The 12,237-nt window shown below is 71.6% G+C and carries 12 protein-coding genes; all 12 read right to left on the bottom strand.

Annotation, left to right across the window (positions count from 1 at the left end; translation table 11 throughout):
* Nucleotides 1-68 precede the first annotated feature (68 nt).
* The gene (locus tag ACZ7DY_RS08165; RefSeq protein ID WP_471131546.1) at nucleotides 69-1,292 is read right to left on the bottom strand and encodes an MFS transporter; all 1,224 of its coding nucleotides are present in this window, start codon (nucleotides 1,290-1,292) and stop codon (nucleotides 69-71) included.
* On the bottom strand, nucleotides 1,289-2,524 hold the full coding sequence (locus tag ACZ7DY_RS08160) for an ATP-grasp domain-containing protein (RefSeq protein ID WP_471131543.1): 1,236 nt from the start codon (nucleotides 2,522-2,524) through the stop codon (nucleotides 1,289-1,291). The genes ACZ7DY_RS08165 and ACZ7DY_RS08160 overlap by 4 nt, the downstream gene beginning before the upstream one ends.
* Before the next feature lie 41 nt (nucleotides 2,525-2,565).
* Nucleotides 2,566-3,138, bottom strand: coding sequence for an NADPH-dependent FMN reductase (locus ACZ7DY_RS08155; RefSeq protein ID WP_471131541.1), 573 nt, complete (start codon nucleotides 3,136-3,138; stop codon nucleotides 2,566-2,568).
* A gap of 61 nt (nucleotides 3,139-3,199) precedes the next feature.
* The gene (locus ACZ7DY_RS08150) at nucleotides 3,200-3,640 is read right to left on the bottom strand and encodes a PPOX class F420-dependent oxidoreductase (RefSeq protein WP_471131538.1); all 441 of its coding nucleotides are present in this window, start codon (nucleotides 3,638-3,640) and stop codon (nucleotides 3,200-3,202) included.
* A gap of 64 nt (nucleotides 3,641-3,704) precedes the next feature.
* The gene (locus ACZ7DY_RS08145; RefSeq protein WP_471131536.1) at nucleotides 3,705-4,394 is read right to left on the bottom strand and encodes a methyltransferase; all 690 of its coding nucleotides are present in this window, start codon (nucleotides 4,392-4,394) and stop codon (nucleotides 3,705-3,707) included.
* A 2-nt stretch (nucleotides 4,395-4,396) separates the two neighbouring features.
* Complete coding sequence (locus ACZ7DY_RS08140) at nucleotides 4,397-5,173, bottom strand: cyclase family protein (RefSeq protein WP_471131534.1); 777 nt, start codon at nucleotides 5,171-5,173, stop codon at nucleotides 4,397-4,399.
* A complete protein-coding gene (gene ilvE, locus ACZ7DY_RS08135; protein ID WP_471131531.1) occupies nucleotides 5,170-6,114 on the bottom strand; it encodes a branched-chain-amino-acid transaminase in 945 nt (314 codons plus the stop codon). The genes ACZ7DY_RS08140 and ilvE overlap by 4 nt, the downstream gene beginning before the upstream one ends.
* Entirely contained in the window at nucleotides 6,111-7,775 is a 1,665-nt protein-coding gene (locus tag ACZ7DY_RS08130) for an FAD-dependent monooxygenase (RefSeq protein ID WP_471131529.1), read from the bottom strand. Before ACZ7DY_RS08130 ends, ilvE begins: the two co-directional genes overlap by 4 nt.
* Nucleotides 7,772-9,016: a tryptophan 2,3-dioxygenase gene (locus ACZ7DY_RS08125; protein WP_471131526.1), complete on the bottom strand. Its 1,245-nt coding sequence runs from the start codon at nucleotides 9,014-9,016 to the stop codon at nucleotides 7,772-7,774. The genes ACZ7DY_RS08130 and ACZ7DY_RS08125 overlap by 4 nt, the downstream gene beginning before the upstream one ends.
* 42 nt (nucleotides 9,017-9,058) lie before the next feature.
* Nucleotides 9,059-10,192, bottom strand: a complete 1,134-nt coding sequence (locus ACZ7DY_RS08120; protein WP_471131525.1) for an aminotransferase class V-fold PLP-dependent enzyme — start codon at nucleotides 10,190-10,192, stop codon at nucleotides 9,059-9,061.
* Nucleotides 10,189-10,911: a tryptophan 2,3-dioxygenase family protein gene (locus ACZ7DY_RS08115; RefSeq protein WP_471131523.1), complete on the bottom strand. Its 723-nt coding sequence runs from the start codon at nucleotides 10,909-10,911 to the stop codon at nucleotides 10,189-10,191. Before ACZ7DY_RS08115 ends, ACZ7DY_RS08120 begins: the two co-directional genes overlap by 4 nt.
* Nucleotides 10,908-12,230, bottom strand: coding sequence for an ATP-grasp domain-containing protein (locus tag ACZ7DY_RS08110; RefSeq protein WP_471131521.1), 1,323 nt, complete (start codon nucleotides 12,228-12,230; stop codon nucleotides 10,908-10,910). The genes ACZ7DY_RS08115 and ACZ7DY_RS08110 overlap by 4 nt, the downstream gene beginning before the upstream one ends.
* Between the last annotated feature and the right edge of the window lie 7 nt (nucleotides 12,231-12,237).

Below are 12,237 nucleotides of genomic sequence, written 5' to 3'. Positions count from 1 at the left end.
ACCGGCCTCGCCCTCCCCCTTGACCCGAGCGGGGCGCGGCCGGTTCCGGCGCGGCGGAGGCGGGGCCGTCAGACGGGTACGGCCACGGCCCTTTTGCGGGCCAGCAGGCCCACGGCGACCGTGATGAGGGTGCAGCACAGGGCCAGACCGAACCAGACGGCCGACGCGCTGCCGGTAACGGCGAGAGCCACCCCGATCGAGGGGCCCGCGAAGTTGCCCACACCCATCATCGAGTTGGCCAGCGCGTTGGCCCGGGTCAGCTCCCGATCGGGGACCAACGAGATCAGCCACGGATGGAATGAGCAGGAGTAGGCGCACTCGCCGAGCGCGAACAGGCTCGCGTAGACGAGCAGTCCGGCCAGACGGAAGCCGTACGGCAGAAAGGCGAGCGCGCCCGCCGCCGCGTAACCCGCGGTCCACAGGACGACGGCGATCCGCAGGCCGTCGGTCTCCGGACGGCCCTCCAGTGCTCGGGTCACCCAGCGCTGAGTGGAGACGATCACCACCACGTTGACGGAGAGCAGGACGGAGACCACGAACAGGTCCATGTCCATGAGCCGTTCGGAGACGAGCGGTGCGGTGGCCTCGAACTGGCTGAAGCCGAAGAGGAAGACGGCGAGCTGCACCGCGGCGGCCGGCAACGCCAGTTTGACCAGACCGGCCATGGGCAGCAGCGGCCCGTCCACCTCCTCTGCCGTGTCCTTCTCCTCGTCGGCGGCCCTGGCGTGCTTCCCCGCGATCAGCATGGCGAGGGTGAGCGGCAGAATGCCCACCGCGTTCGCGACGAAGAAGTACGGGATGACGCCGCGTGGCAGCACCAGCGTGAGCGCGCCCGCCACCAGCGAACCGGCGGCCAGGGTGGCGTTGAGGACCGCGTAGCGGCGGGCGAAGACCTTACGGCGTTCGTCCGCGGTCACCAGGGAGTTGACGAGGGGCACGATCGCAGCGAGGAAGCCACCCTGGCCGGTGCCGATGGCCACGCCCGCGAGCAGTGCGGACGCCTGAGATCCGACGAACGGCATGGTCATGTAGCCGCAGAACCAGAGCACGGTGCCCAGAACCCCGAGGGTGACGCGGGGAAGTTTCAGGACACCACCGGTGAGCAGCAGGGCGACCACGAGGTTGGCGACCCCCGCCGCGCCGTAGAAGAGCGCGACGCCGCCGGTGCCGACGCCGGGCTCGTCGGCAAGGTAGATCGCGGTGTACGGGAAGACGAGCCCGAGGCAGAACGAGGACAGGCCGTGCGTGACGATCAGCCGGTCGACGGGGCGGAACCGGTCGAAGGCGCTCACCGGTGGGACTCTTCCGTCACAGGGACCACCTCGCTGGTGACCTCGGTCAGCGCCCGGTCCAGGATCCGGGCACAGCCCGCCTCGTCCTCGGCACGCGCGACGAGCACGGCCAGCCGGGGTATCGCCTGGCGGGGCGGGAGCAGCAGGGTGTCGCCCGGCGCGACGAGCGTGGCGGCGTGCACCACTCCGGGCAGCTCGGCGGCCCGGCCGACGGAGACGGACGACACCTTCCCGTCGTACGGGGGGTACACGAACCGCACCTCGGTGGTGAAGGAACGGCTCGGCGTCAGGTCGGGGCGCTCGCGCCGGGCCACCGAGGCGGCAGCCCGGACCAGGTCGACACCAGTGGCGAGCTGTCCCGCGTACGGGATGAGGTCGCCGCCGAGGCGTCCGTTGAGCTCGACCAGGCGGGGGCCCGAGCGGGTGAGGCGGACCTCGGCGTGCGTGACGCCCGCCTCCACGCCCAGCGCCCGGTGGGCGGCGGTGACCAGTGCGCGGACTCCGTCGGCCCACGGTTCGGTGCCGTCCCAGCCCTTGATCAGGTGGCCGGTCTCCTCGAAGTGCGGTGTGTAGCCGAGCCGTTTGGCGGCCACTTGGACACAGGTCACCTCGCCGTCGAGGACCACGCTGTCCACGCTGATCTCGGGGCCGTCGAGGAACTCCTCGACGAGGATGCCGTGACCGGTGGGCAGGGTCGAGTAGCCCGCGCCGCCCGCCAGTTCGTAGGCGGCGGCGACCTCGGCCGCGCCCTCGACCCGCACGACGCCGACACTGCCGGCCAGCGCGCGGGGCTTGACGACGACGGGGAAGCCGATCCGTCCGGCGATCTCCTGAGCCTCGCGCGCCGAGTGGGCGAGACCGTGCCGGACGGCGGGCAGGCCCGCCTCCGCCAGGAGACCGCGGGTCATGTGCTTGTCCCGGCAGCGCTGCGCGGAGCGCGCGCTCATGTGGTGCAGGCCCAGCGCCTCGGCCGCCTCGGCGGTGGCCTCGAGGACCGTCTCGTCCCAGGTGAGCACTGCCGAGTCGGGTCCGGCCAGCTCCTTCAGGGCGCCGACGACGGCCGCCGGGTCGGCCAGGTCGGCGCTGCGCCAGTCGTCGAGGTACGTCCGCTGCCAGGTGGGGTCCGCCGGCAGCAAGGCCGACAAGCGGTATTTCGCGGCCAGCGACCGGAAGGCGTAGTCGCGGTAAGGCCGGCCACCGCTCCCGACCAGGATGATGTGGTCTTGTTGCACGGCGTTCCCCTCCAGGGTTCGGACGTTGTCGGTGCGGTCGGTCAGGCGGAGGGCTCACGCAGCGGCCGGAGCGCCCCGGCGAACCGGGCGATCTCGTCCAGCATCCCGTCGGCCGCCTCGGCCATCTGGTCGGTGCCGCGGAAGGTGCCGTCATCGGCGATGTGGGTGCCGACGAAGTGGATCGCCACGGACTCGGTGATGGGCACCATCTTCAGCGTGGTGACAACCTGCTTGGTCATCTGCGCGGCGCGCAGACCTGCGGAGGTGTTGCCGTAGCTGACGATGCCGACCGGCTTGTACTGCCACTCGAAGTAGAGGTAGTCGATGGCGTTCTTGAGAGCCGCGTTGATCCCGTAGTTGTACTCGGGGGCGACGAAGACGAACGCGTCCGCGGCGTCGACGGAGGCACTCCAGTCCTTGGTGTGCTGCTTGGTGTAGGTGCGCTCCGACGGGTGGTGCGGCTCGTCCAGCAGGGGCAGGCCGACCTCGGCGAGGTCGATGACGTGGACGTCGAAGCCTCCGTGCTTCTCGGCGATCTTCGTGAACCAGTCGGCGACGGCCGGGCCGGTGCGGCCGGGGCGGGTGGAAGCGACGACGACGTGCAGGCGGGGCATGGGCGGGACTCCTCGGTTGGGGCGGGGCGGGGCGAACCCCGCCGCTTGCGGATGGAAAGGCTCAGGCGCCGGGGACCCAGCCGTAGCTGTGGTCGATGGTGAACCGGACGACCAGGCGAGCGTCGTCGACCATGGCCGCGCGGTACTCGTCCCAGTCGGGGTGCTCGCCCTGGACGGCGCGGAAGACGTCGATCAGCTCCTCGACCGCGTCGTCGTCGGGGGCCGCGGCCACCGCGGAGAGGGTGGCGGTCCCCTCGTACACCGCGTAGGCACCGCCGTCGGCGGTGGTGACGTGGAGGCTGATCCGCGGGTCGCGACGGAGGTTGCGCACCTTGGCACGGTCGTCGGTGGTGGAGAAGCGGATGAGGCCCTGCTCGGCGTCGTAGGTGAAGTCGACGTTGGAGAGCTGCGGCCTGCCGTCCTTCTTCAGGGTGACCAGCACCCCTCGGCGGTGGTCGTCGAGGAGCGAGAGGGTGCGGCTGCGGTCGTCGTCGTTCGGCACGTGCGGCCCTTCGGTCGGTTCGGTGGTGCGGTGACGGTGGTGAACACGTCGATTGTGCGGGCGATCACGCCCGCGTGAGCTCCCACATCTGAAACTCGATCACCACGGTGTCCAGATCCCGCCCTTGACTGCGGAGCAGTGTGAGCTTCTGTCCCGTTTCGGCGGCCAGTCGCCGCAGCAGTTCCACGTTGCCGATGCTGCTGAAGCCGAGCAGCACCCGGCCGTCGGCGGTGAGCCGGTCGGGCACCTCCCGCAGGAAGCGCCGGTGTGCGTCGTACCCCGGGTCGAAGAACGCGTGGTGCAGGTCGGTCTCGTTGACGAACCCCTCGGGCGGCTCCGCGAAGTTCGAGTTCCAGTAGATCAAGTCGAAGCGCTCGTCGGGCCCGAGCGCCGAGAACAGGTCGCTGTGCAGTACCCGCACCGTGTCCTCGACACCGTGCCGTGCCACGTTGAGCCGAGTGTTCTCCACCGCCGCCTCGCTGACGTCGAGGGCGGTCACCCTCGCGCAGCCCTCCTGGGCCGCGACCACGGCGGTGACACCGGTGCCGGAGCCGATCTCCAGGAAGGATCCGCCCGCGGGGAACGGCAACCACTCGGTGAACAGGCCGGTGACCGGCGTGTAGGTCGGGCTGAACACGCCGTCGAGAAGGTCCCATTGGCGTTCCAGCAGGGTGAACTCCGCCGGGCGCGCGGTGTCCTGGGTGTGCCGGTGCAGCAGGTCACTGCCGCGTTCGAACCCGATGCGTTCATCCATCGTCAGGCTCCTTCGGTGTGCTCGATGAGGGCCAGGACGCGGCTGGGGCTGCCGGAGCCGCCCACGATGGGCAGCGGCCCGGCGATCAGGACCGCGCCGGTGGGCGGCAGCAGCGCCAGGTTCCGCAGCTGCGTCAGCCCGTACTTGCCCGCACCGTGGAAGTACCAGTGGCAAGGGAAAGGCTGGTCGGGGAAGTCGGCCGCGAGCCCCGCGTCGGTGCCCACGGTCTCCACGCCGATGCCGGCAAGCGGGGTCTCCTCCGCGAGCCAGCGCGCGCACTCGGGGGCAACGCCCGGCGTGTGCCTGCCGTTGTGGAAGGCGGCCGGGTCGCCCTGCCGCTCGGCCCAGCCGCTGCGGTACAGGAGCCAGCCGTCCTCGGGCAGTGCGCCGTGCCGCTCCTGCCACGCCTCCACGTGCTCCCGGCGCATCAGGAAGTCCGGGTCGTCGGCGGCTTCCCGGGTGAGATCGATGACCGCCGCGGGACCGACCAACCGCCCGGCGGGCACCTGGGAGACATCGTGTCCGTCCTTGCCGGAGAGCCAGTGCACGGGGGCGTCGAAGTGGGTGCCGGTGTGCTCCGAGAGACGGATGTTGTTCCAGTAGACGGTGGGCCCGGCCGCGTCGTAGTGACTGATCACCTCACGGCCGAAGGGCCACGGCTGCCCTCGCTCGGGCGGCAGGTCGATGATCGGGGTCTCTTCGCTGAGCGGCGAGGTCAGGTCGACGACCCGGACACCGCCGGAGCGTACGGCAGCCACCAGATCGGTCAGCACGCTCATGCGGCACCGACCGTCCGGTGCGGGACCGGGGTGCACCACTCGGGGTGCTTCCCGAGTCCCCGGACCGCGTCGTCGTAGTGGTCCTGGAGGAGGCGGGTGAGCGCCCCCGGGGTGCCGTCGCCGACGGTCAGCCGGTCGACGCTGGTGACGGGCAGCAGCTCGGACATGGTGCCGCAGAGGAATATCTCGTCGGCCACGTAGAGCTCGGTGCGGTCGATCTCGCGGTGGCGCAGGGTCAGGCCGAGGTGCTCGTCGGCGAGGCGGGCCACCGTGTCGACGGTGATGCCCTCCAGGACACCGCTGGTCCCGGGCGGGGTGATCAGCTCGCCGTCGCGGACGATCACCACGCAGGAGCCGGGCGCCTCGGCGACCGTGCCGCGCTGGTTGAGCAGGAGCGTCGTGTCGTAGCCGTTGCGCAGCGCCTCGTGCTGGGCGAGCCGGCTGTTGTGGTAGTTCGCGCCGGTCTTGATGCGCGGGGGCATCGAGTCGTCGCTGATGCGGCGCCACGACGAGACCGCGGCGGCCACTCCGCTGCTGTGGGCGGCCGAGCGGGGCACCGCCGTGGAGGTGATGTGGACACCGGTCTCGGTGGTGTGCGCCATGGGGTCGAAGGTGGCTCCGAGCCCGAAGTAGGCGACCACGCAGACGTGGGCGTCCGCCTTGAAGTCGTTCGCGATGAGGAGGTCCATGCAGGCGCGCGTCAGGTCCTCGTCGGAGTACTCGATCTCCAGGTGCAGGCTCTTCATGGATCTGCGCAGCCGGTCCAGGTGGTCCTGTACGCGGAAGACCTGGCGCTCGCCGTCCGGGTCACGGTAGGCGCGCAGTCCCTCGAAGACGTTGGCCCCCCAGAACGCCCCCTGGCTGCGGGCGTGCAGGACGCACTGGTCCCAGGGCACGACGCTGCCGTTGAGCCATGCATACGGTGGCGCTTGCGAGGTCATGCCTGGGTTCCTTTCAGCAGGGGGGCGGCCGCGAGGCCGTCTTCCTCGGTGAGGTCGTGGTCTCCGGCCGGCCCGGCGGCACAGGCGCCGGCGGCGGTGGTCAGCGCGGCGGCGAAGGCGTCGCCACGGGCGGAGCGGGCGGCCAGGTGGCCGTCGGGCCGGACGAGCCACCACACGGGGCCGCCATCGGCGTACCCCTCGGGCAGGCCCTCGGGCCCGGTGTGCACGACCCGCACGTCGTCGGGGAGCGCGTCGGCAGGTGCACCGTCCGGCAGCACGGCGACGAGGTCGGCGGGAACGGCCCACGGGAGGGAACGGGCCTCGACGGCAAGCCGGGCGGCACCCGCCGCGTCGGGCGCGACGAGCAGCCCGACGAAGGTGTGCCCGAACAGGCGGCGCAGCCGCTCGGGGGTGCCGGTCAGCGGGGCGTCCGGGGCGAAGTGCCCGAGCAGCTCGTGACCCGCCGCCCCCGGGATCAGCGGCGACTCGCGGTAGACGTACGGCTCGGCCATACGGCCGCTGTTGACCCGACGCTCCGCGGAGGGCAGCACCTTGGACAGACGGAGCAGGACGGCGCGGGCCCAGCGACGCAGCGGATGCGGCGGCACCATGAAGCGGATGGTCGCCTCGGTGACCCGCAGGTTCTCGCGGGCCGCGGCGTACCGCTCCGTGTGGTAGCTCTCCAGCAAGTCCTCGCCGGCCAGGCCGCGTTCGATCTGGGCGAGCTTCCAGGCGAGGTTGTCGGCGTCCTGGATGCCGCTGTTCATGCCGCGGGAGCCGTACGGCGGCAGGGCGTGCGCCGCGTCACCCGCGAACAGCACCCGGCCTACCCGGAGCCGGGCGACGACCCGCTGGTGGAAGCGGTAGGTGCTGACCCAGTCGATCTCGTAGGGGATGTCCCCGATGACCGCGCGCACCCGCGCGTCGAACCGTCCGTCGGCGCGCTCGGCTTCGATGTCCGCGTCCGGCGGCAGCTGCCAGTCGATGCGCCAGATGTCGTGCGGCTGCGGGTGCATGACGAGCTGACGGCCCGGGTTGAACGAGGGGTTGTAATGGAAGTGCCGTTCCTTGGCGAGCGGCAGCTTCGCCTTGATGTCGGTGATGAGGAACCGATCCTTGTGGGTGTATCCGGTCCACTCCACTCCGAGCAGCTCGCGCAGGGTGCTGCGCACCCCGTCACAGGCCACCAGATGTCGTACGCGCAGCGCCTGTTCCGTGCCGCCGGTGCGCGCGGTGAGGGTGACTCCTTCGGAGTCCTGGACGACGTCCTCGACCTGGTGGTCCCAGCGCAGGTCGATGAGGGGCTCGGCCTCGGCGCGTTCGGCGAGCACCTGCTCGATGTAGTACTGCGAGACGTTCACGAACGGCCCGTAGCCGATCGGCTTGGGATGGGTGACCGCGCGGATCTCCTCATTCGCGACGTACGTCCGCGCGGTACGCCACGTCACGCCCTCGGCGTCGACAGGGTCGGCGCAGCCCGCCTTGTCGAGGATCTCCAGGACATCGCCCTGGATGAGGCAGGCCTTCGAACCCTGCTTGACCAGGGAGGGTTTGGCGTCCAGCACGACGCTGGCCACGCCGAGTCCGGCGAGCCGCAGCGCGGCCACCAGGCCGACCGGTCCCGCCCCGACGATCCCCACAGGTGCGACCACTGCTGTCATCGTGCCCTCACGGTTTCATCGCCCACGAGGGCGACATGGCGGAATACGGGTATGTCGCGCACCGACGCGAGGTACGGGGTGCCCTCGGTGTAGCCGGTGCCGGTCGCCTCGCCGAGCATGCGCACGGCGAGGCGGTAGTGCGTGCCGCGCCAGCGGTGCAGCGCCTGGGCGAAGCCGGTCATGGCCGACGCCACGGCCTCGGTCTGGCCCGGGTCGAGGTCACCGGAGTCACGGGCCTCGCGGTAGGCGTCGTCCAGGTTCGGATGGCCGTCCGCGAGGCGGGCGTGCAGGTCGGGCACGGAGTGGAAGGCGGGCGACTCGGCCCGCTCCTTGTCGGGCATTCGGCAGAGCGCCTCGACCAGCTTGTAACCGCGGGACTGGATGGCGCTCGCGCCCTCGGTGAATTCGCGGAAGGTACGGAACGAGTCGATCTGCATGGTGGCGAGCATGGAGAACAGCGGTGCGGACTCCCGCAGCGCGTCCTCGGCGCCCCGCACGAAGTGCACCGCTTCGTCGACCCGTCGCCCGCCCAGCGCGTCGATGGCGGCGCGCAGGTGCATGCCGAGCAGGACGAACGTCGTCTCGAAGGTCTGGAGCACGCGCAGGAACATGTACTCGTCGTGCGAGATGTACACCGGCAGGATGCTCAGTTGCATGGTGCGCCGTTCGGCGAGCGACATGTCGGCGCGCACGAGTCCTCGCACCTGCCGCGCCCGGTCGATGTGGCCGGTGGCGGTGACCCCCCGGTCGAGTGCCATGCGGGCGAGCGACGGCAGGACCGTGCGCAGCGCGTGCTTGCACCGCTTGAGGACCAGGTCCTCACCGGGGCGCAGCTCCGGCAGCCGTACGCTGAGACCGTCGAGCGCGGCAAGTTCAAAGTCGAGTGCGTCCGCCACCAGTTGGGCGATGAGCCGGTCGCACCGGGAGCGGGCGAACAGCGCCGTGGAGACCGGGTCGTCGGCGTTGGGCAGTTCGAGGACCGGCAGCGCCAGGTAGGTCGGGTAGTCGTAGCGGCCGTCGGGCTTGTCGAGGGCGGTGTCGAGGAAGGCCGCGAGGGCGCGTACCTCGGGCCATGGGCCGCGCATGGTCGGCAGCATGTCACGCACCCGCGCGAGCTCGTGGAGCAGTTCGGCGGGGACGAAGTGCTTGCCGACGCGCTGGTACTCGCGCACGACGGCGTCGTAGGGGAATCTTCCGGGATCCGGTTCGCGGGTCCAGGAGGCTAGTTCGGCTGTGAACATGATTCCTGCCACTGGTTGTGGGAGCGTGCTCGGCGGTGGTGCTCAGCGGGACCTGTGCTCACTCAGCGCCTCGCACAGCGAGGCGATGTCGTCGGCGTTGTTGTAGTAGTGGAAGGCGACGCGGACGACGTCGCCCCGGGCGCTCACTGCGACGCCCCGCCGCCCCAGCGCCTCGGCGAGGAGGGCCGGCCGGTCGTCGAGGATGCCGATGTGGGCACCGCGCCGCTCGGCGGGGATGTCCCGGACGCGTTCGCCCTGGTCGCGCAGCGCCTCGGCGGCGGTCGCGGTGAGGGTCTGGACGTGGGCGCGGATCCGAACGGGGTCGGTCCCGGCGAGCAGCCCGAGTCCGGCGGCGGCGGCGTAGCAGGCCGGCACCGGTGGGGTGCCGGTCTCGAAGCGCCGCGCCGAGTCCGCGAAGTCGAGGGTGCGTGGGTCGAAGGCGAACGGATCGCGTCGGCCGAACCAGCCGGTCAGCGTGGGCGGCAGGGCCTGCGCCGGGGCACGACGCGCGTAGAGGAACGCCACCCCGGGCAGGCCGAGCAGATACTTCGACGTACCGGCGACCAGGTAGTCGCAGCCGATCCTGTCCACATCGACGGGTTCGACTCCGGCCGCTTGGTAGGCGTCGACGAAGAGTTCGGCGCCGTGGGCGTGGGCGAGCCCCGCGAGTTCGGCGACGGGCATCCGCAGCGCGTCCTGATACCCCGTCATGGGGACCGAGACCAGCCGGGTCGTCCCGTCGACGGCTGTCGCGTACTCCTCGGCGTCCTCCGCGAAGACGACCTCTGCGCCCCGTGGCCGCTGAGCGAGCCAGACGTGGGCCAGCGAGGGGAACTCCAGCGGCGTGGTGACCAGGCGGGGCCGGGCGTCCCAGCCGACGGTGGAGGCGACCTGGTAGGCACCGACCGACGCGTTCGGGACGAGGGCGATCTGCTCGGGCGCGGCACCGATCAGGGTGGCGAACCGCTCCCGGGCCAGCGCCGTGCGCTCCTCGAAGAGGTGCCAGGGCGCACCGTGGGCGGACATCGCGTCGAGCATCTCGGTCAGCGCCTCGTCCAGCGCCGTGGACCGGGGGGCGAGACCGCAGCCCGCGAGGTGGGTGATGCGGTCGAGCACCGGAAAGGCGGCCCGGAACGCGGCGGGACTCAGGGACTTCTCGACGGCGGGCGCGCTCACAGCTCCTCCCGCACCGGCTGGTCGCCCATCGGGCCTGTCGCGGTGAGTTCGGTGCGCAGGTGCCACAGCTCCGGGAAGAGCTTGTGCGAGATCAGCTTGGCGAGCATGTCGACCGGGGTGCCCTGAGTCCCGACGGACTGGTGGCCGATGATGCGGGTGATGACCTTGAAGTGCTGGACGCGCCAGAGGGAGATCCGGTCGTCCCACTCGATCATCGCCTCGGCCAGCCGGTACTCGGGGGTGTCCTCCCCCGTCCGGTAGACCTCGGCGAGGTCGATGCCGCGGTCGGCCACGAGCTTGTCGAAGGCGGCTCCCACCACCCTGCTGTGGCTGCGGACCGCGCGCCAGCCGGGCGAGTCGGCACCGGAGCCGTGGCCGAGGATGGTGCGGATGGTCTGGAAGTCCCACGGCGAGAGCTGCCGCATCATCTCCAGCTGCTGGGTGACCAGGCGCCCGCCCAGCGCGGCCCGGCCCATGAGGCGGGTCGCGGTCTCCAGCTCGCCGGCCTCGATGTGCCGCGTCGCCTCCGCGACCTCCGCGCAGGCCAGCTTGAGCCAGAGCTCGGTGGACTGGTGGACGATCTGGAAGAGCATCTCGTCGCGGTGGACCCACTCCTCGGGGCGCCGCTGGAGGGAGAGCAGCGCGTCCGTGCGCATGTAGCGGGTGTAGTCGTTCTCGCCCTCGCCGTCGAGGATCTGCTCGGAGTAGTCCTTCGTCATCCGGTCACCTCCACGGGTGCGGTCTGTGCGGCGGGCACCAGGTCGTGACCGCCGGGCTCGGGGGCGCCGGGGACGGCGCGCAGGATGGGCTCGGCGCTGACGCGGAATCGGGTCGCCGTGTGGGTGAGGGCCTCGGCCACCTCGGTGCTGGTGCGGCCGCGGAAGCGGAACCGCCCGCCCACGTGCTCGTAGTAGGCGTCGGCCTCCGGCAGGATCCCGCCGGGGCTGAGCACCACCTCGGCGTACGGGCCGGGGGTCAGGCCCGTCATGGACGTGACGTCGGTGATGAGGCAGGGCCGCGCGGCCGGGGCGGGGATCAGCAGCCAGCCGCCGATCTCGCCGGTGGGGGCGGTGCCGTCGGCGGCCGGGACGCGGCCGAGCTGGATGTCGAAGGCGGCCCGCATCAGGTCGTAGCCGTGCAGGTCGCGCCAGATGAACGGGATCTCCGCGCCGCCCACCCGGGCGCCGACCTCGAGGAAGGAGCAGCGGGGGCCCTCAGGTCCGGTGGCGACGAAGAGTTCGAGGTGGAAGGGGGTGACGGAGCCGGTGAGCGCGGCGAGGTACGCGGTCGTGGCGGCCTCCACCGCCCGGATCACCGCCGGGTCGTCCACCTCGACGGAGCCGAGGAACGTGCCCTCGCGGAAGCCGAGGCAGGTGTTGAGGTACCGGGAGACGCGCAGCCGTGAGGTACGGGTGCCGTCGAAGATCCCGTCGACGTGGTGGATGGGGCGCGCGTCGAAGCTCTGCGCGAGCATCGGCTCACCGAACTCGGCTGCGCCGGGCAGGTCCTGGGGCCCTCCGAGCACCCGGACACCGGCGCTCGAACTGCCGATGCGGGGCTTCAGCACGACGGGCCAGCCCTCGCGGCGGGCGAAGTCCAGGACGTCGTCGGGCCGGTCGACGGCCGCGAAGGCGGGCACGGGCAGCCCCGCCTCGCGGATCGCGCGGCACATCAGGTACTTGTCACGGAACCGGAGCAGATCGTCGGGGCGCGGCCCCGGCAGTCCCCACTCGACGCGGAGTTCCGCGCCGACCAGCAGGTCGTCCTCCTTCAGCGCGACGAGGGCGCGTGGGTTGCCGTGCCGGTCGGCGAGCCGGGCGACGGCGGCGCGGACGGCCGGCAGGTCGTCGGTCGCTGCGACCAGCTCGATCCCCGCGGCCTCGGTGGGCACCGAGCCGAGCCCCACGTCGGTCGAGACGTAGGTGACGCGGTGGGTGGCATGGTCGAGGTACTCGACGTAGTCGGCGTAGTGCTCGCGCCACCGGTTGATGACGACTATGTGGGGGCGGTCTTCCCCGTCGACGGCGTACTCGGGCATCAGCAGT

Source organism: Streptomyces sp. NPDC037013 (assembly GCF_055607265.1).
This window is presented reverse-complemented; position numbering and strand designations above follow the sequence as displayed.

Excerpts from the sequence above, each read along its gene's own strand:
- ACZ7DY_RS08155 (WP_471131541.1), bottom strand. The coding sequence starts at position 3,138 with ATGCCCCGCCTGCACGTCGTCGTCGCTTCCACCCGCCCCGGCCGCACC.
- ACZ7DY_RS08145 (WP_471131536.1), bottom strand. The coding sequence starts at position 4,394 with ATGGATGAACGCATCGGGTTCGAACGCGGCAGTGACCTGCTGCACCGG.
- ACZ7DY_RS08140 (WP_471131534.1), bottom strand. The coding sequence starts at position 5,173 with ATGAGCGTGCTGACCGATCTGGTGGCTGCCGTACGCTCCGGCGGTGTC.
- ilvE (WP_471131531.1), bottom strand. The coding sequence starts at position 6,114 with ATGACCTCGCAAGCGCCACCGTATGCATGGCTCAACGGCAGCGTCGTG.
- ACZ7DY_RS08130 (WP_471131529.1), bottom strand. The coding sequence starts at position 7,775 with ATGACAGCAGTGGTCGCACCTGTGGGGATCGTCGGGGCGGGACCGGTC.
- ACZ7DY_RS08125 (WP_471131526.1), bottom strand. The coding sequence starts at position 9,016 with ATGTTCACAGCCGAACTAGCCTCCTGGACCCGCGAACCGGATCCCGGA.
- ACZ7DY_RS08115 (WP_471131523.1), bottom strand. The coding sequence starts at position 10,911 with ATGACGAAGGACTACTCCGAGCAGATCCTCGACGGCGAGGGCGAGAAC.
- ACZ7DY_RS08110 (WP_471131521.1), bottom strand. The coding sequence starts at position 12,230 with ATGCCCGAGTACGCCGTCGACGGGGAAGACCGCCCCCACATAGTCGTC.